This window comes from Salmonella sp. SAL04162 (assembly GCF_046551535.1).
Lineage (GTDB): Bacteria > Pseudomonadota > Gammaproteobacteria > Enterobacterales > Enterobacteriaceae > Salmonella > Salmonella enterica.
Map to the genome: position 1 here is coordinate 142898 of NZ_JBGDVX010000006.1, position 23644 is coordinate 166541.

Here is a 23644-nt window from a genome sequence, read left to right on the forward strand (position 1 = left end):
ATGCGTTACGACATCAGTCGTGGCGCGATCTGCTATGGATTTTTTATGAGATTACTAAAACGCGTTATTGTGGTTGTACTCTTGGGCGTGATTTTATTTATGGTCAGGGACGATATACGCTATGTTTATCAACTGATCCTCAAATATGGTGATAAACCCTCGGCGCTAGCACTGAGTAGCTATAAAGCGGTTATTCAGCAAAAACCAGTCGCAGGAGTTAAGAGTAACCTTTCAGGTTTGACCTACTCTGCCGAAGACAGGATGCTTTTCGCCGTTATTAATAATCCCCCTGAACTGGTCTGGTTAACGACAGAAGGGCAGCTGGTAGGGCGGATGCCGCTCCAGGGCATCCACGACCCGGAGTCTATTGCATGGAGTGGGGGCAACCAGTTCCAGATAGGCAGTGAGAAAGATGGCGCGGTCTATAAAACACAGGTGGATATTCAGCGCGGCACCATGCAGATAATCTCCATGGTGAAGCTTGAGGGCTATGACAAAGCAAAAAATAAAGGGCTGGAAGGTACGGCATGGGATGCGAAAAATGAGAGATTATATGTCGCAAAAGAAAGAAAACCCATTATGATCAAAGAAGTAGAGATGAGCAAAAATGGTATCACCAGAGCGTTGCCTTCTGCCATCACTGCAAGTGTGAGCGATGTCTCCGGACTTGAATACCATGCCCCAACGGATTCGCTGCTGGTGTTGTCGGACGAGTCAAAAATGATTCTGGAGGTCAGTTCCGAGTGGCGGGTGCGCGATCGATTGTTCCTGACGGCGGAGTGGTCAGGGCTCAGAGACGATATCCCCCAACCAGAAGGGATTGCCATGGATAATGAAAATAATTTGTATATTGTGAGTGAACCAAATCTGTTTTATAAATTTTCGTGTGATATACAGAATGACTAAAATCTATTTTTACTGTCACAGTATGCTAAAACAGAACAAGGTTATTAATACCATGATTTGACGATTGTTTGATTCGTTGATTCATTGTTGGGGATATTTATGTTTTACTTACCTCAGTAACGGATTACTTTGTGGTGTAGCGTAACGGTAATTGTCCTCCTCATATTTGCGGCAGCGTAGTCTGCCGCTTTTTTTTATAAATTAACTCTCTCTGTAATAATTAACAGACAATAAATATTATGCTGTTTTTTTCAGGAGGCCTTCGAAGAGACCTCGCATGGTGATGTTTAGTTATCAGGCATAATATTCTTCATCAACACTTACCGAATGCCATGTCGCCTCGCTAAGCGAAATCATTTCATCTACGCCGGAACTCTTGTTAACCGGGTTTTACGTCGGCGATGTGCCTGTAAATGTTCCATTGGCGGTGGCGCTATTCCCGGCGGGATCGGTGGCCGTAATGATGTACTGATTCTCCCCCCCGACAGAATAGCGGATTGCGGAACAGAAACATGCCAGTTACCGGTATCGTTATCAACACTGGCGGAGTAGAGTCGATCGTCAGCCAGCCGATAGACAGCGAAGAATTACCCCATAGCGTTTGCGGAACGAACACTGATTGAACAGCTTTCATTCACTGCTGTTCCCGGAGATTTTATGGGTATTATCGGTACATCAGGTTCAGGTAAATCTTCTTTAATCAAAGCACTATCAAATTCCAGTCATTGCTATACGGGAACAGTTAAATTAAACAACGTAGATATCACACCGATCTCTGAAGATGATATCCAGAATTGCCTTGCCTACCACTTTGGCAACATTTTAGAAAAAATTACGTAATATCGACTGATATGTAAAACTCATTCAGCATCAAATGGATTAATTCAACATCAGTAGTAATATCCATTTTTTTATAGGCTGATCTCTTTTGTGTTGAAATCGTTTTTATATTTCGGTCTAATAAATTTGAGCAACTTTTAACAGATAATCCTGCTGCCACGTAATAAATGACTTTTTTCTCGCTCAATGTTAGGTCGAATTTTTTAGCGAGCAACAGAATCCCATCTCTTATATTAATATGTTTTGCTTTGTTCTTATACTGCATTGTCAGATATCTCAATTAACATATTGATGACGAGAGGAAGATAAAAACGCTAAAAATTCCGATGGTGTAGTTTTGAAGTGTTTTTTAAAAACGCATGTAAAATAAGAAGCACTATCATAACCACACATATAAGCCACTCGGGTAATATTATATTCACTATTGCGTAGAAGTTTTGTCGCTTTATTCATTCGCGCATTAAGGTAAACTTCGCTGAATGAGGTGTTCTCTTGTTTCAATTTCCTCTTTAATGTGGAACAACTCATATAGAGTGAGTCAGAAATATCCTTGAGCGCCCATTTTCGACTTATGTCGCTTATAATAACATTATAAATTTTTTCGGCTAATGTATTTTGCGATAGTTCTCTGAAGAGAGCAAATGCTTCGGGTTCATAGATGAACTCTGAAAGTAGAAATCTTATTAAATATTCCTTTTTATCTTGGGATAGTTTTTGGCTTTTATTTGAAGAGTGTAAGAGGTTGAATACTCTTGCTACGCCTGTTTCTATTGGCGCTAACAGATGTTTTGTCGTCGGTTTTGTTAATGGGGCCGAAAAGTCTGCATGTTCATACAGAAAAAAATTATAAGCATTTTTTATTGACGCTGAATCTAATTCAATTAAATTATAATTTAACTGTTCATGAGTCTCTTCCATTGTGATATGAATGGTTTGATCTTTAGCTAAAAATATTAACATTGGCCCTGATGCCGTAATATACTCCCCGGACGATGTCGTAATTGAAATTTTACCCGTGGTGAGCTTGATGAGCACGGACTGCAGTAAATTTAATCCCTGAAGTGATAAGGATTTCCTCTGCCAGTTTTGCGCTGATTGTAAACATTCAATGCTCCCCACCTGGACAGGTGAGGGATTAAATACTTTTAGCATGATAATTTCCTTTTATTAAATGTGCGTGTAAATCAAAAATTATTCTGAAAAATATTTCAAAAAAACTAATATATAGCTATATAATTATTTGCGAACTTAAGGTATCAGGTGGCGATCTTTTCATTTTCTATGGAAAATGCTATTTTATATTGCATTTCTACATATTATAGTATCGTTAAAAAACTATGTCGCGTATAAAAAAAAGATGGAAATTTACAAGAATTGGCTCATGTTATTATCAAATTATCTCTTTAAAATTTGAATTAAGTAATAATTTCCTTTAATCTTTTAGAGAATAGCTCTTTAATTTCATGGAGGTAGTTAGCATGAGGTATAAGATCTGATTTTAATTTGTGATAAGGTTTATCCTGGAGGTAAATATTAACGTTCTCGGTTAGGAAAGGCATACAACGCGGTAAATATATACTGCGGCGGGTAGATGGCGTAGCGATATCCGGAAGTTTGAGGGGGAGGGGACGCATTCAATCGTATGGTTGGCTTTATGAAAAACGGTGTAACACGTTATTGAAGTTCTTACTGTGCGTATCCGTTAGGTTTATGCTTTCTGGATTGTATAATGTTGCGTGTTTTGGCGCGGCAGTATTGAATCTTTTGCTGCGTCGGCCCCGAGGAGGAATCACTCACAGCGAATGCCAGCGCACAGCCTGGTCCTGAATCTCTAAATGAGTAGAAAACCTTTCGGTTCGATACTCCGGTTCCATTCCTTCTAAATTTATCGTAATGACATCTGCGTTACGCGTGTTGTATACTTAATATCCACAGAAGTACAAGAGGACAACACTATGCCAGCCGCAAACAGTATGGCGATGAAACGCGAAACCCTGAACCTGCGTATCAAACCCGCCGAGCGCGATCTTATCGATCGAGCGGCGAAAGCCAGAGGGAAAAACCGCACAGACTTTGTGCTGGAAGCCGCCCGCGCTGCCGCAGAGGAAGCGCTGATCGAACAACGCATCATTATGGCCGATCCACAGGCTTATCAGGAATTTCTGGCTCGTTTGGATCAAACACCTTCACCTAATGCCGCACTGCGTAAAACCATGCAGACCCCTGCGCCGTGGGAGCAGGAAAAATGATCTCCGCCCCTGAGCCGCTTCATGCCGGACATATTCTTACTCCGTTTTGCTGCGGTGTGGATTCTATGGATAACTGGCTGAAACAGCGGGCGATGAAAAATCAGACCACTGGTGCGTCCCGTACCTTTGTGTGTTGTGGCAGCGATTCGAGCGTACTGGCCTATTACTCGCTGGCGTCCAGCGCGGTCACGACGAATACCTCCCCCGGTCGCTTTCGTCGCAATATGCCTGACCCGATTCCGATTGTGGTATTGGGGCGTCTGGCGGTGGATAAATCGCTTCATGGGCAGGGCGTTGGTCGGGCGCTGGTACGCGACGCAGGGCTGCGGGTTATTCAAGTGGCGGAGACTATCGGCATTCGCGGGATGCTGGTTCACGCCCTGTCGGATGAAGCGCGGGAATTTTACCAGCGGGTGGGGTTTGTACCGTCGCCGATGGATCCGATGATGTTGATGGTGACGTTGGGGGATTTGGTGGAGAGTGTTTAAACTCCAGAACGTATCCATTAACCTCACAGATACTTCAAGTTACGGATGAACATTGCCCCTGAAATAAAAAATGAATTCAGTTTTGAACATTTTCCATCAAATTAAGTGGGTTTTCGTCGATATGCAGCGTCAAGTTGTACAAAAAATAGTTACGAAACACACCCTGGTCCTACGTTACTTATAAGAGTTATCGCTTGTTATTATGCAGCAGCGAGGTCAGCACAGAACCAGTAATGAGTTACGTAAACAGAGAGTCTTTATCTCCGGAAGCGGTGTCCGTTCTGTTTGGTTTCGCCATAACCTTGAGAACTTCAAAAAGCGCCTGAAAGCGCTGGAGCGTAGAGCCAGTGACGACGAGGCGTGTGGAGAAATCGAAACGGCGCATCCCGGTTATCTGGGTTCACAGGACATATTCTATGTTGGCAACCTGAAAGGCGTTGGGCGTATTTACCAGCAGACATTCTCGGGCCAGACTGTGTGTTCTGTTCTTTTTGACGATCGGATGTCCGAAGATGATGGCTGCCGCCAGACTGACGATGTCTGTCCTGCTGCTCAATATCCCGTCCGGGGGCGTGATGATGCTGTCAGGTCTGCTGCCCGGTGGCCGCTGGTTTGCGCAACTTTGTGTCCTGCACCTGACCGTTATCGGAGCCGTGTTATATCTCCCCTGATCATTCCTTTCCTGTCGAAAATTACACTGTCTGTTGTTTAATTATGTATTAACCCGGAGAGACTCTTTTAGCTCCAGCAGTCAGGCATTGCGGGTTGTTTATCTGCTGACTGAACGTTTTCTCTGTGTGTAAACACCTTCCCTTCTTCCACCTGATCCATGTTTAAGAATGGAACGGATGTTATTTTATTACGGCAACCATGTCCGTTTTTTTTATTTATTTCCCTTTTTTTAATATCTGAACATAATTTAATACTCTCCCAGCCTGTTTTCTGAACGTTGTTTTTATCCGGCATTAATGGTTCTGTATTTTATATACCCTGTTCACCGGGCCCTTTAATTCTCGGTTACTGTTTTGCGTTTTGTTGAAAAACAGGAAGATACTTGCGTGGTGAATAATATCCTGCGGTACTTGTTCGGGGCTGGGAAACCTCTTTGTTTGCGGTCGATTCCGGCTTAACTATAAATCAACGTCTTTTTTAAGTGCTGCGAGGTTGCTGTGTATCCATTTGATTTAAATGTATTTTATATCGTGATATTCAGTTTTATTACATGAAGTTCTGTCTTTTTCGTTATTATTTTCTGTTTTTGATTCTGGTTAATTAATTCTTTATTTTTTAATGGAGTGGAATGCATGGTGGACTGGTTATTTGGCGATCTTTTGTATTGGCTTAATGCTATTTTATGGTGTATTAATCTATTATTTGTTTGTTTTTTGGTTTTTAGTGTTACATATTGGCTTTGCTATGGATTAAAAGATCGTTAAAAATGGCCTTTTCAGCATTAATCTCTTAAATATAATAAGCGAAAAGATTAGTTATCTTCCCTTTACATGTTTTCCTTGCCGGGAAGGTTAAGGAAAAGTTAAGGAAGGAAGTTCCGTTGAAACTGAATAAAAAATCATTTTCCGGCGTCAGGATAGTGAGGGCCGGGGAACTCGAACCGGGGGCAGTGTCCGAAGAGCAGTTCTGGCTACTTGTTGATATATCCCCGATACACAGTGAAAAGATTATTCTGGCCCTGAAAGATTATTTCGTTTCCGGGTATTCCAGAAAGGTTGTGTGCGAACGCCACGGTATGAGTGGCGGGTATCTCAGCACCAGTGTTAACCGGCTGAATTTTATCAGCAGGAATGTGCATAAACTGGCGGGTTATTACAGCCATCATGAATGATAAAGCAGACTGAACCGTCTGCTCCGGATTTGCGATGAAAAAAATAAAGATACTTTTCCTTCTGCTGCTGGCAGGGGGCGGGCTTTCTCACGCTTCCGTTCAGAAAACCCTGTTCAGTGCTGATGTGGTGGCCTCTGCCTGTCATGTGGTGGTGGATGCTGACGGTACCGGCAGCAGCCGTCTGACGTTCGGGACATACCGTAAGTCGTCCGCTGCACCCGTGCCGCCGCGTGATTTCACCGTGCGTCTGTATGAGACCGGCGCCACCGTTCAGGGCTGTTCGGCCTTTCTGGCCGGGCAGATCGCCACCCTGAATTTCGGCAACCCGGGCCAGCTGGACGGACAGGGTGTGGTCACCCGTGGCGCCGGCGACGGTATCCGTATCGATGTGCGGGCCGCGGATACGCAGGCGGACTTCCGGGGGCGCATCACGCAGGCAAATCATGAGGTGAAGTACCCGGTGGATTTTGCCGCGAAGGGGCAGTTCCGGTTTCGTGCGCAGCCGGTGTTTCCGGCGGACGTGAAGGCGGGTGAGTACAACGGCGCCCTGACCTTTGTGGTCACCTACCAGTAAGGAATGCTGATGAACGGGAATAACGTAAGACAGCCAGCCTGCCAGATGTCTTTTCGCCATGCCGTGCTGGCATTTGCGATAGCGGTTGCCCTGGGCAGCGGTACCGCAAGTGCCGGAGAGAAACTGGACATGTCCTTTATTCAGGGCGGGGCGGGGATTAACCCTGAGGTCTGGGCGGCGCTGAACGGAGATTATGCGCCGGGGCGCTACCTGGTGGACCTGTCCCTGAACGGGAAGGATATCGGGAAGCGGATCCTGGACGTAACACCACAGGACAGCGAAGCGCTGTGTCTGACAGAAGCGTGGCTGGCAAAGGCCGGGATTTATGTCAGCGCGGAGTACTTCCGTAAGGGATATGACGCCACGCGGCAGTGCTGGGTGCTGGCGAAAGCGCCGGCGGTGAAGGTGGACTTTGATGTCGCCACCCAGAGCCTGTCGCTGGCCATTCCGCAGAAAGGACTGGTGAAAATGCCGGAGAACGTGGAGTGGGACTACGGCACGGAGGCGTTCCGGATGAACTACAACGCGAACGCCAACAGCGGGCGGTACAACACGTCGGCGTTCGGCTCAGCAGACCTGAAGGCCAACATCGGTCGCTGGGTGGTGAGCTCGTCAGCCACGGCCAGCACCGGGGATGGCGGGAGCAACGAGGCCACGATAAACATGTTCACGGCCACCCGGGCCATCCGCTCCCTGAGTGCGGACCTGGCGGTCGGGAAGACCTCGACCGGTGACAGCCTGCTGGGCAGTACCGGCACGTACGGGGTGTCCCTGTCGCGGAACAACAGCATGAAGCCGGGCAACCTGGGGTATACCCCGGTGTTCAGCGGCATTGCGAACGGTCCCTCAAGGGTGACCCTGACCCAGAACGGCAGGATGCTGTACTCGGGGATGATGCCGTCCGGGCCGTTCTCCGTCACGGATGTGCCGCTGTACAGCAGCGGGGACGTGACGATGACCGTCACCGGGGATGACGGGCGGGTGCAGACGCAGGTCTTCCCGCTGTCGGTAATGGCCGGGCAGCTGAGTCCGGGGCAGCACGAGTTCAGCGTGGCGGCCGGGATACCGGACGACGACAGCGACCTGGAGGGCGGGGTGTTTGCCGCGTCATACGGGTATGGTCTGGACGGGCTGACGCTGCGCACGGGGGGCGTGTTCAACCAGGACTGGCAGGGCGCCAGTGCCGGTGCGGTTCTGGGGCTGGGGTATCTGGGGGCGCTCTCCGCTGACGGCGCTTATGCCACGGCGAAGTACCGGGACGGCAGCCGCAGCGGGAATAAGGTGAAACTGGCCTGGAGCAAACAGCTGGCGCTGACGAACACCGGACTGCGGGTGAGCTGGTCACATCAGAGTGAGGAATATGAGGACATGTCCTCCTTTAACCCGGCTGAAACATGGCTGCAGCAGAACCAGGGGCGCCGGACCCGGGATGAGTGGAATGCGGGCATCAGCCAGCCGGTGGGAGGGCTGTTCAGCCTGTCGGCGTCGGGATGGCAGCGGAGCTATTACCCGGCCTCCACGACCGGCAGTTACCGGTACGCTGATGACAACGGTAAGGAGACAGGAATTACCGGTACCCTGAGCACACAGATAAAAAGCGTCAGCCTGAATCTGGGCTGGTCCGGGTCCCGGAACATGAACGGGGAGAACACCTGGTCGGCCTCCGCGTCGGTGTCTGTGCCGTTCACCCTGTTTGAGCGGAAGTACAGCAGCAGCACCACGGTGAGCACCGGTAAAGATGGCGGCACCGGCGTCAGTACCGGTATCTCCGGGGCCCTGAACGACCGGTTCAGCTACGGTCTGGGCGGCGGCCGTGACAGTGACGGCGGTATCAGCAGTTACCTGAACGCCGCCTACAGCGGCGACCGGGCGAACCTGAACGGCACGGTGAACCACTCGTCCGGTTCGGGCACCAGTGGTTCGGTGTCAGCCAGCGGTTCGGTACTGGCGGTGCCGGCGGCGCGGGACATCATGTTCAGCCGGACCACCGGGGACACGGTGGCGGTGGTGAGCGTGAAGGACACGCCGGGGGTGAAGGTGATGTCCGGCAATGAAACGTCGGACAGTGACGGAAACCTGGTAGTGCCGCTGAACAGCTATGACTGGAATACGGTGACCATAGATGCGGGCACGCTGCCGCTGGACACGGAGCTGTCCACGACCAGCCGGAAGGTGGTGCCGACGGACAGCGCGGTGGTGTGGATGCCGTTTGATGCGCTGAAGGTGCACCGTTACCTGCTGCAGGTGAGGATGCCGGACGGGGCCTTTGTGCCGGGCGGCACGTGGGCACGGGACAGCAATAACACGCCGCTGGGCTTTGTGGCGAACAACGGCGTGCTGATGATTAACGCGGTGGACCGCCCCGGCGATATCACGCTGGGACAGTGCCGGATACCTGCGGCGAAACTGCAGGAGACGGCGAAACTACAGGAAATTACGTGCGAATAAGCATAACCGGACAATGATGACGATGAAACAGACCCAGAAAATGCGTTCTTTTTTCCGTAACAGAGTGACGAAGGCGCTGGGAATGACCCTGGCCCTGATGATGGCGAGCCAGAGTGCGCTGGCTTCCCTGGCGGCGGACCAGACCCGCTATATTTTTCGCGGCGACAAGGACGCGCTGACCATCACGGTGACCAACAATGACAAGGAGCGTACTTTCGGCGGCCAGGCGTGGGTGGACAATATTGTGGAGAAAGACACCCGCCCGACGTTTGTGGTGACACCGTCCTTTTTTAAGGTGAAACCGCAGGGGCAGCAGACGCTGCGTATCATCATGGCCTCTGACCACCTGCCGAAGGATAAAGAGTCAGTGTACTGGCTGAACCTGCAGGATATTCCGCCGGCGCTGAAGGGAAGCGGGATTGCCATTGCCCTGCGCACGAAGCTGAAGCTGTTCTACCGCCCGGAGGCGCTGCTGAAGGACCGTAAAGGCGCCGAGGAAGGCATCAGCCTGCAGGTCCGTCCGGACGGGCGGACGATGCTGGTCAACACCACGCCGTATATCTACGCCATCGGCAGCCTGCTGGATGCGAACGGTAAAAAGGTTGCGGTAGACAACGACACCGCCCAGAAACTGTTGATGTTTATGCCGGGGGATGAGGTGCAGGTGAAGGGGAATGTGGTGAAGGTGGATTCCCTGAACGATTACGGCGAGCTGCAGACCTGGACCATCAACCAGAAAAAAACGGCGACTTCTTCCAGGCAGAAGACATCTGATACGGCGGTTAATTCGTCTGATAAAGCAGGTAAAAAATAACCCTTTCCGGTCCTGCGGAATAAAGAGAAACCATGATGAAAAAAGCACTGATGGCGGTGGCCCTCTTCAGCGCCCTGCCGGTCCTGGCGGCGGATTACAGCGAGAAGACGCAGTACCTGGGCGTGGTGAACGGTCAGGTGGTGGGCAACAGCGTGGTGAAGGTGACGCGCACCCCGGCGGACCCGGTGCTGTACCGGACGGAGAGCAACGGTCCGCTGCCGGAGACGCTGGTCATCCGTAATGCCGAAAGTCGCCCGGCATCCGGAAACATGGCATATATCACGGTGAAACGGCCCCTGGGAGACGGCCGGGACGCACGGCTCACGCTGAAGACCACCCTGATGGTGGACGGGCAGCGGGCGGCCCTCTCGGCCAGCCAGCGGGGAGAGGATGTGGTTATCACGGTGCCGGCGGCAATCCGGCAGGTGGAGCTGAGAAGTGACGCGCCGGCGGAGCTGGAGGTACCGGCGAACTACCGGGGGAATGTGCAGGTGCCGGTGGAAGTGGAGGGAGTAAGCGCCGGTTAAAAAGAACGGCAGGACACCACGCATTACCTGAGTGAATGACGCACAGTTATTTACGGCAATAACGTAAAGCCATTCTGTATTACAGGGATAAATATCTCAGTGATGCCACCTGAATAAGGTGGCAGGGGATGGCTTTGCGGTAAGACCGGGTAACAGACGGAATTACTATTTAATAACAAAATAGTTCTTTAATTGTTTTATAAAACTGAAAGGAATAAATTCATGAAAAAAACACTGATTGCACTGGCAGTGGCTGCATCTGCAGTGGTATCCGGCTCGGCTATGGCTGCGTGGACAGCAAACGGCGGCGGTGGTCAGGTTGAGATTGGCGGGTCACTGACACCAGTGACGAAAGCGACTCCGTGGGAAACTGCAGTCGGTGCTGCTGTCACAAACCTTAACGGTCAAGTTCAGAAAAATGACACAAAACTTGAGATTACTGTTCCAAAAACCCTCCCTATCCTGGCCATTCGCTCTACTGCGCAGTTTACAGGTCGGGCTGGCATTGTTCCAACTATTAAGTATGGCTGGATCGGTGATGACTGGAATAATAGTTCTGTAACAGCTTCAGCAGCAGTACGGAACGAAGCGGGACAGGTAATAGGTAAGGCTGTTTTCCCTTTAACTGCTCAGGGAATCGTGGCCGCAGCCAAGCTTGATGGTAGCCGTCCTTATCAGAGGTTGATGGCTGCAAATGAGGGGCAGGGGTACTTCGGTGGTCTTCCAACAGCACCTAGTAGTATTGCGGATGTTCGCAGTGTCATTTTTGAGGGGTGGCCTGATATTGCAAATAACTTTGTCATCCCCGAAGGTGCCTCAATGGGAAATCCTTGGTCAGAGACATTTAGTGAATCTGACTGGAAATTCTCTTCCTATTATGGTTCTGTAATTGCTAAAAATAGTATAGTTAAAATGACCATGAATGCTCCCGTTAGTGCCGATGCTTCATTTAAATGGAAAATTGGTTTGCCTGCTACGGTTACCTATCAATAATACATCAGGTTGTCAGGCATAACAGAAAGTAATTTGCCTGATTATTAAAAACGGTGTTCTGCTTTACGGCCGCTCACCGGTAATAAACCCGGTATTCCGGTATATTTATTTCCTGCTTCTCTGTCAGTCAGGAAATGTCCGCGAACGCCGGTGCCGGGTTTATTCTTTTCAGCTTATCTGAATGCTCGTTTTTTATTAATTATGACCAACGGATAAAACAGAGTGAATAACGATGAAAATAACGCATCATTATAAATCTATTATTTCCGCCCTGGCCGCGATGGCCCTGTTTTATTCCGCAGCACCCCGGGCCGGAATTCTTGACGGCGGGGAAATACAGTTTCACGGTCTGGTCACTGACGAGGCTCCGAAATGGACCTGGCAGGTGGGCTCCCCTGACCAGACATGGGCGGTGGATACCGCTGATGCCCGTACAGCGAACGAACAACTGGTTTTTGATTTACGCGGCAAGGGCTCCCTGCCGTTTCTGGAAGGCCATCTGTATGAGGTGGCAGAGCGCGGTGGTCCCGGCTTCACCCCTTTTATCTCCTTCAGCAGTAACGGGCAGCCGTTTTCCGTGACGGCTGGCGGTAGCACGACGGCGCAGCACTTCCGCGCCTCTGTCCCGGTACGTAACCCGGAGAACGGTCACGTGGCGGGGCAGCTTTCTTTCACCCTTGACCAGGGAATGGCCGTCAGCGCCGGACACCAGGAAGACGGGGCGGTTCTGCCGGCAGGCATGTCGCTCGTAAACGGTCAGAGCGTGAGCGGTGTGCAGGCCGGCACCCTGCCGCAGTGGCTCAAAAGCCGTCTGCCTTCCCTGCTGATGCTGAACCGGGGCTTCGGTAACGGAATGAGCACGGCAGATAACGGTCAGGTTATCAGTCAGGGCGTGCTGGCTGACGGCCGGGTGACCCGGCTGGCGGCGGCCTATGCGTCCGCCGTCTCGGATTTTGAGCTGCGCCTGCCGGCAGAAAACACGCCGGCGCAGTGGCAGACCGGGCTGAGTGTGACAGTGACGGTCCAGTAAAGAACGGGCAGGGAGAGGAAGAACACAATGAAACGAATGACGCTTTTACTGCTGGCTGCCAGCCTGCTGCCATCCTGTGTGCTGGCGTGGAACACGCCGGGGGAAGATTTCAGCGGAGAGCTGAAGCTGGGCGGGCCGGTGACCAGCACCCGTAATCCCTGGGCCTGGAAGGTCGGGGAAGGGAACACACAGATAAACACGAAAGCTGTCTCTGTCCTGCGCAGTGGGGAGCAGGTAATACCGGTTCCCCTGCCGGCCATGACGGTCCTGCTGGGAAAAACTATCCTGACCACCCCGGCCGGCCGGGAGGGGCTTGCGCCGCAGGTGACGTACGGTAAGGACACAGAGGGTTTTGCACTGACGTGGACGGCACCGGGTATGGCATCGGTGACACTGCCGGTGACGGGGGAGGGAAATGTCCGTACCGGGACATTCACCTTCCGGATGCAGGCGGCGGGTGTGCTGCGCCATGTCCTGGGGGACCGGGCGGAGTATGCCGGGCTGTATGGCGACCTGCAGGGCAACGGCTTGCCGCCACAGACGCAGGTGATGCCGGCAGGGCAGACGCCGGGTGTGCTGCAGACCCTGTTTGACAGTGAAGGCCCGGTCTGGCTCCGGGAGATGACGGTCAGCAGCGTGTCCGGACTGAGCCGGTTCAGTGACGCCGCCCTGCGCCAGGTTGACGGGGTATACGGCGCACAGACGGTGGCGGACAGCGGTGAGCTGCGTTTTAAGGGGGCGGTACCGTCCCGCTGGCATACCTCCCTGGCGGTGAGCATTGAATATCGGTAAGGCTGCAGGCCCCCGGTCACCCGTTCCGGGCCCCGCCGTTTTTGTGGGGCTGGAGCGGGCTGACGGCGTGTTTTTCTTTGTGAGTGTCCGGGATATCCGGCAGGTGCAGGAACATAACGGCCGGGTCAGGCTGGTATTCGGGGAAGGCACGACATTCATGACCAGAATGACGCTGTCTGAGTTTACTGCTGCCTTACATGAAGCCGGTGGCTGTTATCTGTCGGTTGTTGATGCAGGTACTGTGTTATGTCAACCACTCGCAGAGAAACCTGATGCCGGTAGTGAACTATTTCTGAGCAGGGATCGTAATGAAAATATCTGTACGTGTACTGGTCACGGTTTATCTGCTGGTTCTTGTGGGACTGTCAGCCATGCTGGCAGAGCTGATAAGCCCGGCGTTAAGTTAGCGGGGGCAGGATAAATGGAAAATGCCATGTCCCGCCGGAAACGCATACTGCTGACGGGGAACTGTGAATATGAACTGCTGGGGCTGTCACATCTGCTTGCCGGTATGGGATATGCCGTGGTGCGACCGGAGATGTCACCTCCCGGGGCATATGACCTGACCCTGGTGGCACTGAGTGCGGAGCCGCTGGCCGGCTGGGGACGGCATCTGCAGGGCATCAGAATGCTGCACGCGGCCAGTCCGGTTCCCATGGTTGTTCTGGTACCTTCGCGGCTGCAGGAAATGCGACTCCTGAGAGGAACTGCGCAGGTTATCAGTGGCCGGGACAGCCTCCTCCGGCTGCGTGACATGCTGCGTCAGGCGCTTAAGGGAAGAGCCGGGCCGGAAAGCTCAGGTGAACTGACTGACTTGCGAAAGCGGACTTTGATATCCCTGTGTACGGCCATAACCAGGAATGCCTCGCTGAAGGCGGCATCACGCAAGGATTATTACCTCCGGGCCTGCCTGGTGGAGTATGCAGGGGTGGAGAACCTGCATGTACTGTGCACGAGCGGCCTGTTACCCGGGGTGATTACAGATGAAACCGGACAACGGTTCTGATATGTGAAGACCCGGGGCAGGTATTTCAGCTTCCGGGACACCATTGCTTCCCCGTAGTCACAGGAGAACAAAATGAGTAATGACGCTTGCGACAAAATTCTGTCTTTTATGCAGTCACAGGCAAACGGCAGGATAAATATACCTGTCAGAACCCGGAGTATTGCGGATGCGGCCGGGCTGACAATATACCAGGCCAGGGCTTATCTGGTTACGCTTGAGGACGCCGGCGTGGTGGAGAAAATGAATGCAGGTAAAGGCGTGTCCGGCCGATGGCGGCTGGTCTGACGGATATCCGGTAAAGCAGGGGCATGGAGAGAACAAGTGGCCGGAACAGATATTGCGGTAACTGACTGATGAACTTTCTGAAGATGATTTATTACATCTGTATTTCTTTTGTCGTCATGATATCACTGGTGTTTTTTATATCGGTATTTCTGTTACTGAATATTGAATGAATATAATCCGGGGCCGCATGACAGGCCTTACGGGAATATGATTTTACTGCTGCCGGTCAGTACTCTGGTTTGTCATTGACTGCATGTAATGCGATGAACTGAACATCCGGAACCATGACTCTGAGACGTTTACTTAAACAAAAACCGGCACTGCTGGCTGGCGCTCTTCTGATGGTGGCCGGTGCGGCCACACTGTATTTTCCGGAAACCTGGTACCCGGAGGAAACGCAGTGGCAGCTTGCGACAGAAAAAGACATTCCCGGTATACAGGGCGGTCTCTCCGGCCTGACGTGGAACCCGGACAGCGGAACGCTGTTTGCCGTGACCGACCATCCGTCGTCGGTGGTGGAGCTGGACACGGACGGGAACGTGCTGCGGGTGATACCATCGGATGGCGACCATGATTTTGAGGCCATTGAGTATCTCGGCCGGAACCGCTATGTCCTGTCCCGGGAACGGGAGCGGATACTCACCACCCACCACATTGACAGGAATACGTCTGTCCTGCCGCCGGCGTCATACACCCTGACCCTGGATGTGGACAGAAAAAGCGACAATGCCGGTTTTGAAGGCCTTGCCCGTGGACGGGGAGATAATGCCCTGATAGTGGCGCAGGAAAAGAAACCGCTTCGTTTTTTAGAAACGGACCACAGCCATGACTCTCTGTCGGTCAGTGATTCACTGACGCACCGGTTGTCCCTGCCGTGGTTCCTGAAGGATATCTCCGGCCTGCATTACGACAGGAAAAACAGGCGGCTGTATGTGCTTTCCCATGAATCAGCCCTGGTACTGGTGTCAGACCCCGAGGGCGGCTGGTGGGTGATGCCGCTGCGCCGGGGACACAGTGGTCTGGAGCGGGACATTCCGCAGGCGGAAGGGATAGCTTCTGATGGCCGGAATTCGCTGTGGATAGTCAGTGAGCCAGACCGGTTTTACCGCTTCAGCCGGACAACGACGTCATGACGGTCTGGACGGACTGCAAACGGGGGAGAGGCGTTGAATTCATGCGAATCGGGGAAACCAAAGGCGTTCTCCACGCCCGGTCGCCCCTACGCAGTTGCACTTCCTTTCATTTGCTGTGGCCAGTTTGCGGGAAGACTTTCATCTTCAGTAATTAAGTTTGGGGTGATCTTCTTTACTCAATAAATTATTTTTGTCGTTCAGCTCCTCACGGACTTTTGCCAGTGACTTCTGAAAAGCCGGGATTGTTTGCAGTCTTGCAAACTCTACTGCTCCCACATAACGGCCAGCATCAACATCACTTTGCCAGTGAGCACCACATATCACTCTGCTTTGCCCGAACTCCCATCCTCGTCTGGCGAGCTCCTGCGCGCGTTCCGGTCTGGCCTCGGATAATACTAATGCCAGAAGTGTACCATAAGCAGTATGCCCGGAAGGGTAAGAGCCATCTTTTCGTAAAGTATTCTCATCTTCAGGACGGCAGGTGGAATGATTAAATAAGACAAAGGGGCGAGTACGCATATAATATTTTTTTGCCGAAGCAGTAGCGTAGTAGCCGCCCATTTTCAGAAGATTCTGTAACATATTCCAGGTTTCAGGCGTATCTTTGGGATTAATTTTAGCACCCACTACTGGCGAGAATATTCTGGCTATATTTTCCACGCTTACATCTGCATCCTCAGCAGCTTGTTTCCATCGTGGGGAACCCTTTATCGCATAGCCCTTAAAATAAGCCTCTTTATCATAGCGGAAAGCCGGATCATCATTACCTGGCGGTGGTGGTAAGTAGAACTGACTGTTCACTGATTCTTCAGGAGAATGAAAGAGTTGCACTGTTGCTGCTGATGTATATTTAGCTACGATCAGTGGTAGAAAAAATAGTAAATAACGACTTTTCATAAAGACTCACTCCGGATCAGACAATAATAAACAGATGTGATTCTATAATGATTTATTGAAATGGTTATTCAACATACAGGTAAAAAAGCAGGACGCTGTACTGGCATTATCCTCTACCCATACCGAACTGACTGCAGCGGACAACAGAACAATACTGGTACTTCCGGCTAACAGCATTTTGTTTAACTTTTCCCCCGGTTATTTTTTATCTGCGTGCCTGACTGACACGCATTAGGTTAAAATGTTTACGTAATAACAAAGTATGAATAAGTATTTTAAAATATGTGCTCTGTTACCCCGACAGTTACCACCAGTTATGATGTGCTGAGTATTAATTTATGATTATGAACAAGAGCCGGAAACAGTATTTAAGAATAAAGAAACCGAAAAAGAAAAAATGCTAAAATTGGCGAAGGAATTGTTGTTGTCAGTGATGGAAAAGTTCATGGCGGAGATATTGGACTCACTTGTCGAGGCTAGCGAACCGTCAGATGGAGTGATACGCGTTATTACTGGTAATAATCTCCCTGTAGCTAAGTAAGCTTTTGACCCAGGCCCAAAGATGAGCGGCTGATCGCCGAAGCGCTGGGCGTTGCGCCAGAGAAAATCTGGCCTTCTCGTTATAGCTAGTCAGGCCGGAGATGGGGGCTACGGATTTCCATTCCCAGAAAAGCAAAAACCCAGCCATAGGCTGGGTTTTCTGAATAAGTGGTGCCCGGACTCGGAATCGAACCAAGGACACGGGGATTTTCAATCCCCTGCTCTACCGACTGAGCTATCCGGGCAACGGGGCGCATTAAACCGTAAAGGCGCGCGGTCGTCAACGGCTTTACACGAAAAAAGTGATAAAAGCGCGCTGACTGCCTGCTTTTCAGGCAAAATGCATAAAATCAGTACCCCGTCAGGTGAGCGCCCCACCCTGGCGGCACTGTGCAAAACGCAGAATATCTTCCGCCAACCGCTGAGCGGTATCTACATCAGCCTGACTGCGGTTGACCAGCATTCGGCTGAGACAACCTTCCAACACCAGCTCCATCTGCCTTGCAACCATCGCCGGATCGTCAATTTCCAGCGTGGTCAGTAGCTCATGGGTAAAATCATGTGCCGCGCGTTTTTGTTGATTAGCCAGTTGGTGAATAGGATGGGTTGGATCGGGATAAAACGTACAGGCGGCAATGAACAGGCAACCAGGATAACGGTTATTACTGACACATTCCGAGAGCGCGCTGTAGCGTGCCAGTAGCTTTTGTTCAGCAGAAAGCGTCTCATCAAGAAGAAGCTGGCGTCGCCAGATATCTACCTGATGACTCAGATAACGTAGCGCGTCATATAAAATGGCTTCTTTATCTGGCCAGAAACGCTGTAATGTGTCGAGTGGGCGATTTACGCGCTCCGCCACCATTTCCAGCGTAGTATCGGCTATCCCTTGCGTCTCCAGTAATTTCAGGGCTTCTCCCAGAATATCTTCACGTTGCACGGTATTCTCCTCCGTCTTTGCTTTTGCAAGTGTCGCTCACGGTTGGCGATCGTGCAAATGCGCGCTAAAGGTGGCGGCGTCCATAAAGCCGGTGACTCGCGATTGCGGCTGTTCCTGGCCTTGGGCATTAAAGAACAGAATGGTGGGCAGCCCGAGGACTTGCAGATGCTTTAACAGCGCGACATCCTGCGCATTGTTAGCGGTGACGTTAGCCTGCAAGAGCACCGTGTCGCCGAGCGCCTGCTGGACCCGCGGATCGCTGAAGGTATACTTTTCAAACTCTTTACAGGCCACGCACCAGTCGGCGTAGAAATCCAGCATAACGGGTTTGCCTTTGGCCTGCGCCAGCGCCTGATTGAGTTCGTCCACGGTAGAAATAGCCGTGAAATTGAGGTGCGCTGGAGCTTGCGCGGATGGCGATCCGAACGCCCAATCCTGTAGAGGCCGCACGCTAATGAGCGCAGCCGCCAGCAGGATAATCTGTACGATACGCATCCACGCTTGTCTGGCCTGAAGGCTGGTGATAAAGGCCCAACCAAAGAAAGCGACGCCCAGCAGCGACCACAGACGTAAACCCCAGGCCTCGCCAATAATCCGCTCCAGTAAAAAGACCGGTAACGCGAGGATCACGAAACCAAAAGCGGTTTTGACATGCGCCATCCACGGGCCGCTTTTCGGTAGCAGGCGGTTGCCAAACACGGTGACCAGCATTAGCGGCAGACCCATACCTAATGCATACAAATACAGCGTACCGCCGCCCAGCCACATGTTGCCGCTCTGAGCGATATAAAGCAGGATCGCGCTTAACGGCGCTGTAGTGCAGGGCGAGCAAATTAATCCGGCAATCGCCCCCATAACAAAAACGCCGCCGGGCGAGCCGCCTTGCTGACGATTACTCATTAATGTCAGCCGGGTTTGCAGTGAGGAGGGGAGCTGTAGTGTGAACAGGCCAAACATCGACAACGCAAGCAGGGTGAACACGATGGCAAGGCCGATTAACACATAAGGGTGCTGCAGCGCCGCCTGAAACTGTAATCCCGCCGCGGCGACGACCAGACCCAGTGCGGTATAGGTCAGCGCCATCCCTTGAACATAGATAAAGGCCAGCAGCAGTGCGCGCCCCGTCGACAAACGTTGCCTTCCCCCCAGGACAATACCGGAAATCAGCGGATACATGGGTAAAACGCAGGGCGTAAAGGCGATGCCGATGCCGATCAGCAGAGCCCAGATCGCGGAAAAAGGTAGCTGGGCGGCGGGTTTTGACGTCTCACCCGTCTGGGTGACAGCAGGCGTCGGCGTGGCGTCTATTGCCGCGGCGACTTCACTTAGCGGCACCGTTTTCGTTTCCGGCGGATAACAGAATCCCGCATCGGCGCACCCCTGGTACGTTACCGTTAATGTCGCGCCAGCCGCCGCCTGGTTAACCGTTACCGGAACGTTTAGCCGCTTACGGTAGATTTCGCTTTTTCCGTAGAACTCATCTTCATGCCAGACGCCTGCCGGGAGTTGGACTGCGGCGATATCCGCTTTCGTCGGCGTGATACTAATTTGTTTACGGTAAAGGTAGTAACCCTCTTTTACCTGCCAGGAGAGGGTAAGATCGTGTTGATTTTGCTGAAAATCAAAAACAAACGCCCGGTCGGCAGGGACGAACTGCGAGCGACCCGGCGCGTCGAATAATCCGGCGAAGGCGGATGTGCTGCACAGCAGCAGGATCAGCGTAAAGATGCGTTGAGCCATGAGAGGTAATCAGTATCTCCGTGAGTAACAGGTAAAACCAGAAGTTCAGGCGTTTGATACGGGTGATGAGACTTCAGGCAGTCGATAAGCGCTTGCTGATGTGAAACGGTGGTCTTTAAGATCATTTGAACTTCATACTCCTGCTCCAGTTTGCCTTCCCAGTAGTACAGCGATGTCGCGCCGGGGAGGAGGGTGGCGCAGGCGGCCAGTTTTTCCGCCAGCACTTTGGCGGCCAGATCCTGGGCGGTAGCTTCATCCGGGGCGGTACAAAGCACCACAACGGCCTCGGGGATGGAAATATCCTGACTCTTAACATCAAGCATAAACACCTCGAAAGAACAAAAAGACCCGCAAGTGAACGGTCACTATACAACGGACGAGGGTAGGATGTTAGTCAAAGGGCGGGAGAATGCGGGGCGTGATACGCCCCGCGGGTGAAACACTTACAGCATAAAGCTGCCCAGCAGGAAGCCGAAGCAGACAGCCAGAACGACGCCCAGGGTGCCTGGGATGAAGAACGGGTGGTTAAAGACGAATTTACCGATACGGGTTGTACCGGTGTCATCCATCTGTACCGCCGCAACCAGAGTCGGGTAGGTCGGCAGAATGAACAGGCCGGAAACGGCGGCGAAGGAAGCGACTGCCGTCAGCGGAGAGACGTTCAGCGCCAGCGCCATCGGCATCAGCGCTTTCGCCGTTGCCGCCTGAGAGTAGAGCAGCGCGGAAGCAAAGAAGAAGATGACGGCCAGCAGCCACGGATGACCCTGGATGACGCTACCCGCAGTGTCTTTGATCCAGTCGATGTTAGCGGATACGAAGGTATCGCCCAGCCACGCCACACCCAGAATACAGATACAGGCGCTCATCCCTGCTTTAAAGGTGCTGGAGTTGAGGATGGCGTCAGTTTCCACTTTACACAGGATGGTGGTCAGCGTTGCGACGCTCAACATGATGATCAAAATAGCGTTGGTGGTGTTCATCAGCGGTTTCTCAACCAGGCCGAGGCTCGGACTGTTAACAATCGCATAAACAACCACGCAGATAACGCCCAGCAGGAACAGCCAGACGGAATTTTTTGCCATCGGTTTGATTTCAATCTGCTTTTCACCACGCAGTTCAATCAGCCCTTCTTCCAGACGCTTGCGGTAAATCGGGTCGTCCGACAGTTTGGAGTTGAACAGCATAGTGACCAGGAAGGACATCACCAGCACCGCCAGCAGCGTAGAGGGGATAACCACGGACAGCAGGTGAATGTAGCTAATGCCATGACCTTCCATAACAGAAGACATATACACCACGGCCGCAGAAATCGGCGAGGCGGTAATCGCAATCTGCGCGGATACCACGGCGGTCGAGAGCGGACGGCAAGGTTTGATTCCCTGCTCCTTCGCGACTTCAGCAATAACCGGCAGCGTTGCCAGGGAAATGTTCCCGGTACCAGCAAAAATAGTCAGGAAATAGGTCACAATCGGTGCGAGGATAGTGATGTATTTCGGGTTCTTACGCAGCAGTTTTTCCGTCTGGTTTACCAAATAATCCAGACCGCCCGCGACCTGCATAGCAGAGATCGCGGCGATAACCGCCATGATGATGGAAATGACATCGAATGGAATTGTCCCTGGCTTCACGCCGATGGCGGCAAGTACCAGAACACCCAGCCCACCAGCGAATCCAATACCGATGCCCCCAAGTCTGGCGCCCAAAAAGATTGCCAGCAAAACAATGATAAGTTCGACAACTATCATATTAGCCTTCCTTGTTGTTTAACAAGTTGATATTAAATTGTTGTTATTTGGTAACTTCTTGTAAGAAAAAAGGCACGTCATCGTGACGTGCCTCTTTGGTACTACCCTGTACGATTACTGTTCGCTTTCATCAGTATAACGTTTAGCTTTATAAGCCGGGTGCATCAAGTTCTGTACGGAGAAAATATCGTCCAGCTCGGCTTCCGTTAACAGGCCGCGCTCCAGCACAACTTCACGTACGCTCTTACCGGTTTCAGCACAGATTTTACCGACGATGTCGCCGTTGTGGTGGCCGATGAACGGGTTGAGGTAAGTGACGATACCGATGGAGTTATAAACGTACCCTTCGCACACTTCTTTATTCGCGGTAATGCCGTTAACGCATTTTTCCAGCAGGTTGTAGCACGCGTTGCTCAGAATGTGGATGGATTCGAACATCGCCTGACCGATAACCGGCTCCATAACGTTCAACTGCAACTGACCGGCTTCCGCCGCCATCGTAACGGTGGTGTCGTTACCGATGACTTTAAAGCATACCTGGTTTACGACTTCCGGTACTACCGGGTTCACTTTGGCTGGCATGATGGAAGAGCCCGCCTGCAGTTCCGGCAGGTTGATCTCGTTCAGGCCGGCACGAGGACCAGAAGAGAGCAAGCGCAGGTCGTTACAGATTTTGGACATCTTCACTGCCAGACGTTTCAGCGCGCTGTGAACCATAACATACGCGCCACAGTCAGATGTCGCCTCAATCAGATCTTCCGCCGGAACACAGGCGAAACCAGTGACTTCAGCCAGTTTTTTCACCGCCAGCGGAGAGTATTCTTTCGGCGTGTTCAGACCGGTACCGATTGCCGTTGCGCCAAGGTTGACTTCCAGCAGCAGTTCAGCAGTACGCTCGATGCTTTTCACTTCTTCTTTCAGCAGGATGCTGAACGCACGGAATTCTTGACCAAGCGTCATCGGTACGGCGTCCTGCAACTGGGTACGACCCATTTTCAGGATGTCCTGGAATTCAACCGCTTTACGTTCGAAACCTTCACGCAACTGGTTGATGGCATCGATCAGTTTGACGATAGAGGCGTAAACCGCTACACGGAAGCCTGTCGGATAGGCGTCGTTAGTGGATTGACATTTATTCACGTGGTCGTTCGGGTTCAGGTACTGATATTCACCTTTCTGATGACCCATCAGTTCCAGCCCGATATTGGCCAGCACTTCGTTGGTATTCATGTTGACGGAAGTGCCCGCGCCGCCCTGGTAGACATCTACCGGGAACTGATCCATGCACTTACCGTTGTTAAGGACTTCATCACATGCGGCAATGATGGCGTTCGCCACACTCTTAGGAATGGTTTGCAGCTCTTTGTTGGCCAGCGCCGCCGCTTTTTTTACCATAACCATGCCACGCACAAATTCAGGGATGTCGCTGATTTTGTTATTGCTAATGTAGAAGTTTTCAATCGCTCTCAGAGTGTGAACACCATAGTAGGCTTCAGCTGGAACTTCCCTGGTACCCAACAGATCTTCTTCGATACGAATGTTGTTTGACATGTGAACCTTCTTTTTCAAGCTGCCAATGATTTTACTTTAAAACACACAGGATATATGTGATTTCGAATGTTTTCTGACCGACGATTATCCCCTCCATCGGCCTGATAAACGAGATCATATGCTGGTTCAGAATTCCTACCGTAATCTGGATCACTTAAAGTGTGGGAATTTACCCCTTATTTATTATTTTGTGAAATAGGTCACCGCTTTAGTATTACTACCTAAAATAGGTGTACAAACCACTTGAAATTTTGCTACGCACCACCATATCGAATCGATGCGAATCGCAACCCCATTCAAATGGTC

Annotated in this window: 24 protein-coding genes, 1 tRNA gene and 5 pseudogenes; 17 read left to right on the forward strand and 13 right to left on the reverse strand. The window is 51.6% G+C overall.

Annotation, left to right across the window (positions count from 1 at the left end; genetic code table 11):
• Entirely contained in the window at window positions 1-906 is a 906-nt protein-coding gene (locus ACLJRH_RS13855; RefSeq protein WP_001268209.1) for an SdiA-regulated domain-containing protein, read from the forward strand.
• 294 nt (window positions 907-1200) lie between these two features.
• Here ACLJRH_RS13855 and ACLJRH_RS13860 read toward each other — a convergent pair.
• Window positions 1201-1335 (reverse strand): annotated as a pseudogene (locus tag ACLJRH_RS13860) (hypothetical protein); the annotation flags it as partial.
• Between the two features lie 109 nt (window positions 1336-1444).
• Window positions 1445-1544 (reverse strand): annotated as a pseudogene (locus ACLJRH_RS13865) (hypothetical protein); the annotation flags it as partial.
• A gap of 19 nt (window positions 1545-1563) precedes the next feature.
• On the opposite strand from ACLJRH_RS13865, the gene ACLJRH_RS13870 reads away from it, so the two are divergent.
• Window positions 1564-1746 (forward strand): ATP-binding cassette domain-containing protein, encoded by a 183-nt coding sequence (locus ACLJRH_RS13870; protein ID WP_001527266.1) that lies wholly within the window; start codon window positions 1564-1566, stop codon window positions 1744-1746.
• Here the strand turns inward: ACLJRH_RS13870 and rtsB are convergent.
• From rtsB to ACLJRH_RS13885, 3 genes and pseudogenes are all read right to left on the reverse strand, one after another.
• Complete coding sequence (rtsB, locus tag ACLJRH_RS13875) at window positions 1739-2026, reverse strand: transcriptional regulator RtsB (RefSeq protein ID WP_001269916.1); 288 nt, start codon at window positions 2024-2026, stop codon at window positions 1739-1741. The genes ACLJRH_RS13870 and rtsB overlap by 8 nt on opposite strands.
• Complete coding sequence (locus ACLJRH_RS13880) at window positions 2023-2898, reverse strand: AraC family transcriptional regulator (protein ID WP_023137202.1); 876 nt, start codon at window positions 2896-2898, stop codon at window positions 2023-2025. Before ACLJRH_RS13880 ends, rtsB begins: the two co-directional genes overlap by 4 nt.
• A gap of 263 nt (window positions 2899-3161) precedes the next feature.
• A pseudogene (locus tag ACLJRH_RS13885) lies at window positions 3162-3384 on the reverse strand (hypothetical protein).
• A gap of 317 nt (window positions 3385-3701) precedes the next feature.
• Here ACLJRH_RS13885 and ACLJRH_RS13890 point away from each other — a divergent pair.
• The 3 genes and pseudogenes from ACLJRH_RS13890 to ACLJRH_RS13900 all read left to right on the forward strand — a co-directional run.
• A complete protein-coding gene (locus ACLJRH_RS13890; RefSeq protein ID WP_001110453.1) occupies window positions 3702-3995 on the forward strand; it encodes a DUF1778 domain-containing protein in 294 nt (97 codons plus the stop codon).
• Window positions 3992-4483 carry a GNAT family N-acetyltransferase gene (locus ACLJRH_RS13895; protein ID WP_000622305.1) on the forward strand — a complete coding sequence of 164 codons (492 nt, stop codon included), beginning with the start codon at window positions 3992-3994 and terminating at the stop codon, window positions 4481-4483. The genes ACLJRH_RS13890 and ACLJRH_RS13895 overlap by 4 nt, the downstream gene beginning before the upstream one ends.
• A gap of 214 nt (window positions 4484-4697) precedes the next feature.
• Window positions 4698-4946: pseudogene (locus ACLJRH_RS13900) on the forward strand (IS481 family transposase); the annotation flags it as partial.
• Between the two features lie 275 nt (window positions 4947-5221).
• Here ACLJRH_RS13900 and ACLJRH_RS13905 read toward each other — a convergent pair.
• A complete protein-coding gene (locus ACLJRH_RS13905; RefSeq protein ID WP_001112992.1) occupies window positions 5222-5449 on the reverse strand; it encodes a hypothetical protein in 228 nt (75 codons plus the stop codon).
• Between the two features lie 586 nt (window positions 5450-6035).
• On the opposite strand from ACLJRH_RS13905, the gene ACLJRH_RS13910 reads away from it, so the two are divergent.
• The 11 genes from ACLJRH_RS13910 (at window position 6036) to ACLJRH_RS13960 (ending at window position 15928) form a co-directional block, all read left to right on the forward strand.
• A complete protein-coding gene (locus ACLJRH_RS13910) occupies window positions 6036-6326 on the forward strand; it encodes a PapB/FocB family fimbrial expression transcriptional regulator (RefSeq protein WP_000773469.1) in 291 nt (96 codons plus the stop codon).
• Window positions 6327-6360: 34 nt separating this feature from the next.
• The gene (locus ACLJRH_RS13915; RefSeq protein WP_000721295.1) at window positions 6361-6900 is read left to right on the forward strand and encodes a fimbrial protein; all 540 of its coding nucleotides are present in this window, start codon (window positions 6361-6363) and stop codon (window positions 6898-6900) included.
• A gap of 45 nt (window positions 6901-6945) precedes the next feature.
• Complete coding sequence (faeD, locus tag ACLJRH_RS13920) at window positions 6946-9348, forward strand: F4 (K88) fimbrial usher FaeD (protein ID WP_371063584.1); 2403 nt, start codon at window positions 6946-6948, stop codon at window positions 9346-9348.
• Window positions 9349-9370: 22 nt separating this feature from the next.
• A complete protein-coding gene (locus ACLJRH_RS13925) occupies window positions 9371-10162 on the forward strand; it encodes a fimbria/pilus periplasmic chaperone (RefSeq protein ID WP_001518563.1) in 792 nt (263 codons plus the stop codon).
• A gap of 35 nt (window positions 10163-10197) precedes the next feature.
• A complete protein-coding gene (locus ACLJRH_RS13930) occupies window positions 10198-10689 on the forward strand; it encodes a DUF5462 family protein (protein ID WP_017441225.1) in 492 nt (163 codons plus the stop codon).
• Window positions 10690-10911: 222 nt separating this feature from the next.
• A complete protein-coding gene (locus ACLJRH_RS13935) occupies window positions 10912-11682 on the forward strand; it encodes a hypothetical protein (RefSeq protein WP_001636553.1) in 771 nt (256 codons plus the stop codon).
• Between the two features lie 232 nt (window positions 11683-11914).
• The gene (locus tag ACLJRH_RS13940; protein ID WP_023137197.1) at window positions 11915-12712 is read left to right on the forward strand and encodes a minor fimbrial subunit; all 798 of its coding nucleotides are present in this window, start codon (window positions 11915-11917) and stop codon (window positions 12710-12712) included.
• A 27-nt stretch (window positions 12713-12739) separates the two neighbouring features.
• The gene (locus ACLJRH_RS13945) at window positions 12740-13504 is read left to right on the forward strand and encodes a K88 minor fimbrial subunit faeI (protein ID WP_000827664.1); all 765 of its coding nucleotides are present in this window, start codon (window positions 12740-12742) and stop codon (window positions 13502-13504) included.
• Window positions 13505-13925: 421 nt separating this feature from the next.
• Window positions 13926-14510, forward strand: a complete 585-nt coding sequence (locus ACLJRH_RS13950) for a hypothetical protein (RefSeq protein ID WP_023892285.1) — start codon at window positions 13926-13928, stop codon at window positions 14508-14510.
• A 72-nt stretch (window positions 14511-14582) separates the two neighbouring features.
• Window positions 14583-14795, forward strand: coding sequence for a FaeA/PapI family transcriptional regulator (locus ACLJRH_RS13955; RefSeq protein ID WP_000063793.1), 213 nt, complete (start codon window positions 14583-14585; stop codon window positions 14793-14795).
• Window positions 14796-15079: 284 nt separating this feature from the next.
• The gene (locus ACLJRH_RS13960) at window positions 15080-15928 is read left to right on the forward strand and encodes an SdiA-regulated domain-containing protein (RefSeq protein WP_023137196.1); all 849 of its coding nucleotides are present in this window, start codon (window positions 15080-15082) and stop codon (window positions 15926-15928) included.
• A 144-nt stretch (window positions 15929-16072) separates the two neighbouring features.
• On the opposite strand, the gene ACLJRH_RS13965 is transcribed toward ACLJRH_RS13960, so the two are convergent.
• Window positions 16073-16825 (reverse strand): non-specific acid phosphatase, encoded by a 753-nt coding sequence (locus ACLJRH_RS13965; RefSeq protein ID WP_023137195.1) that lies wholly within the window; start codon window positions 16823-16825, stop codon window positions 16073-16075.
• Between the two features lie 555 nt (window positions 16826-17380).
• On the opposite strand from ACLJRH_RS13965, the pseudogene ACLJRH_RS13970 reads away from it, so the two are divergent.
• Window positions 17381-17455 (forward strand): annotated as a pseudogene (locus ACLJRH_RS13970) (helix-turn-helix domain-containing protein); the annotation flags it as partial.
• A gap of 79 nt (window positions 17456-17534) precedes the next feature.
• Here ACLJRH_RS13970 and ACLJRH_RS13975 read toward each other — a convergent pair.
• The 6 genes from ACLJRH_RS13975 to aspA all read right to left on the reverse strand — a co-directional run bounded on the left by ACLJRH_RS13975 (window position 17535) and on the right by aspA (window position 23338).
• Window positions 17535-17610, reverse strand: a tRNA-Phe gene (locus ACLJRH_RS13975).
• Window positions 17611-17726: 116 nt separating this feature from the next.
• A complete protein-coding gene (locus ACLJRH_RS13980) occupies window positions 17727-18302 on the reverse strand; it encodes a transcriptional regulator (protein ID WP_023137194.1) in 576 nt (191 codons plus the stop codon).
• Window positions 18303-18338: 36 nt separating this feature from the next.
• Window positions 18339-20042 carry a protein-disulfide reductase DsbD gene (locus ACLJRH_RS13985; protein WP_023137193.1) on the reverse strand — a complete coding sequence of 568 codons (1704 nt, stop codon included), beginning with the start codon at window positions 20040-20042 and terminating at the stop codon, window positions 18339-18341.
• Complete coding sequence (cutA, locus tag ACLJRH_RS13990; RefSeq protein WP_000887832.1) at window positions 20018-20365, reverse strand: divalent cation tolerance protein CutA; 348 nt, start codon at window positions 20363-20365, stop codon at window positions 20018-20020. Before cutA ends, ACLJRH_RS13985 begins: the two co-directional genes overlap by 25 nt.
• A 120-nt stretch (window positions 20366-20485) precedes the next feature.
• A complete protein-coding gene (gene dcuA / locus ACLJRH_RS13995) occupies window positions 20486-21787 on the reverse strand; it encodes an anaerobic C4-dicarboxylate transporter DcuA (RefSeq protein ID WP_000637595.1) in 1302 nt (433 codons plus the stop codon).
• A 114-nt stretch (window positions 21788-21901) separates the two neighbouring features.
• The gene (aspA, locus tag ACLJRH_RS14000) at window positions 21902-23338 is read right to left on the reverse strand and encodes an aspartate ammonia-lyase (RefSeq protein ID WP_000069440.1); all 1437 of its coding nucleotides are present in this window, start codon (window positions 23336-23338) and stop codon (window positions 21902-21904) included.
• Window positions 23339-23644: the final 306 nt, after the last annotated feature.

Bases quoted from the DNA above. Each gene is read 5' to 3' on its own strand.
- ACLJRH_RS13855 (WP_001268209.1), top strand. From the start codon at position 1: ATGCGTTACGACATCAGTCGTGGCGCGATCTGCTATGGATTTTTTATG.
- ACLJRH_RS13870 (WP_001527266.1), top strand. From the start codon at position 1,564: ATGGGTATTATCGGTACATCAGGTTCAGGTAAATCTTCTTTAATCAAA.
- ACLJRH_RS13880 (WP_023137202.1), bottom strand. From the start codon at position 2,898: ATGCTAAAAGTATTTAATCCCTCACCTGTCCAGGTGGGGAGCATTGAA.
- ACLJRH_RS13890 (WP_001110453.1), top strand. From the start codon at position 3,702: ATGCCAGCCGCAAACAGTATGGCGATGAAACGCGAAACCCTGAACCTG.
- ACLJRH_RS13895 (WP_000622305.1), top strand. From the start codon at position 3,992: ATGATCTCCGCCCCTGAGCCGCTTCATGCCGGACATATTCTTACTCCG.
- ACLJRH_RS13905 (WP_001112992.1), bottom strand. From the start codon at position 5,449: ATGCCGGATAAAAACAACGTTCAGAAAACAGGCTGGGAGAGTATTAAA.
- ACLJRH_RS13915 (WP_000721295.1), top strand. From the start codon at position 6,361: ATGAAAAAAATAAAGATACTTTTCCTTCTGCTGCTGGCAGGGGGCGGG.
- faeD (WP_371063584.1), top strand. From the start codon at position 6,946: ATGTCTTTTCGCCATGCCGTGCTGGCATTTGCGATAGCGGTTGCCCTG.
- ACLJRH_RS13925 (WP_001518563.1), top strand. From the start codon at position 9,371: ATGAAACAGACCCAGAAAATGCGTTCTTTTTTCCGTAACAGAGTGACG.
- ACLJRH_RS13930 (WP_017441225.1), top strand. From the start codon at position 10,198: ATGAAAAAAGCACTGATGGCGGTGGCCCTCTTCAGCGCCCTGCCGGTC.
- ACLJRH_RS13935 (WP_001636553.1), top strand. From the start codon at position 10,912: ATGAAAAAAACACTGATTGCACTGGCAGTGGCTGCATCTGCAGTGGTA.
- ACLJRH_RS13940 (WP_023137197.1), top strand. From the start codon at position 11,915: ATGAAAATAACGCATCATTATAAATCTATTATTTCCGCCCTGGCCGCG.
- ACLJRH_RS13945 (WP_000827664.1), top strand. From the start codon at position 12,740: ATGAAACGAATGACGCTTTTACTGCTGGCTGCCAGCCTGCTGCCATCC.
- ACLJRH_RS13950 (WP_023892285.1), top strand. From the start codon at position 13,926: ATGGAAAATGCCATGTCCCGCCGGAAACGCATACTGCTGACGGGGAAC.
- ACLJRH_RS13955 (WP_000063793.1), top strand. From the start codon at position 14,583: ATGAGTAATGACGCTTGCGACAAAATTCTGTCTTTTATGCAGTCACAG.
- ACLJRH_RS13960 (WP_023137196.1), top strand. From the start codon at position 15,080: ATGACTCTGAGACGTTTACTTAAACAAAAACCGGCACTGCTGGCTGGC.
- ACLJRH_RS13965 (WP_023137195.1), bottom strand. From the start codon at position 16,825: ATGAAAAGTCGTTATTTACTATTTTTTCTACCACTGATCGTAGCTAAA.
- ACLJRH_RS13985 (WP_023137193.1), bottom strand. From the start codon at position 20,042: ATGGCTCAACGCATCTTTACGCTGATCCTGCTGCTGTGCAGCACATCC.
- cutA (WP_000887832.1), bottom strand. From the start codon at position 20,365: ATGCTTGATGTTAAGAGTCAGGATATTTCCATCCCCGAGGCCGTTGTG.
- dcuA (WP_000637595.1), bottom strand. From the start codon at position 21,787: ATGATAGTTGTCGAACTTATCATTGTTTTGCTGGCAATCTTTTTGGGC.
- aspA (WP_000069440.1), bottom strand. From the start codon at position 23,338: ATGTCAAACAACATTCGTATCGAAGAAGATCTGTTGGGTACCAGGGAA.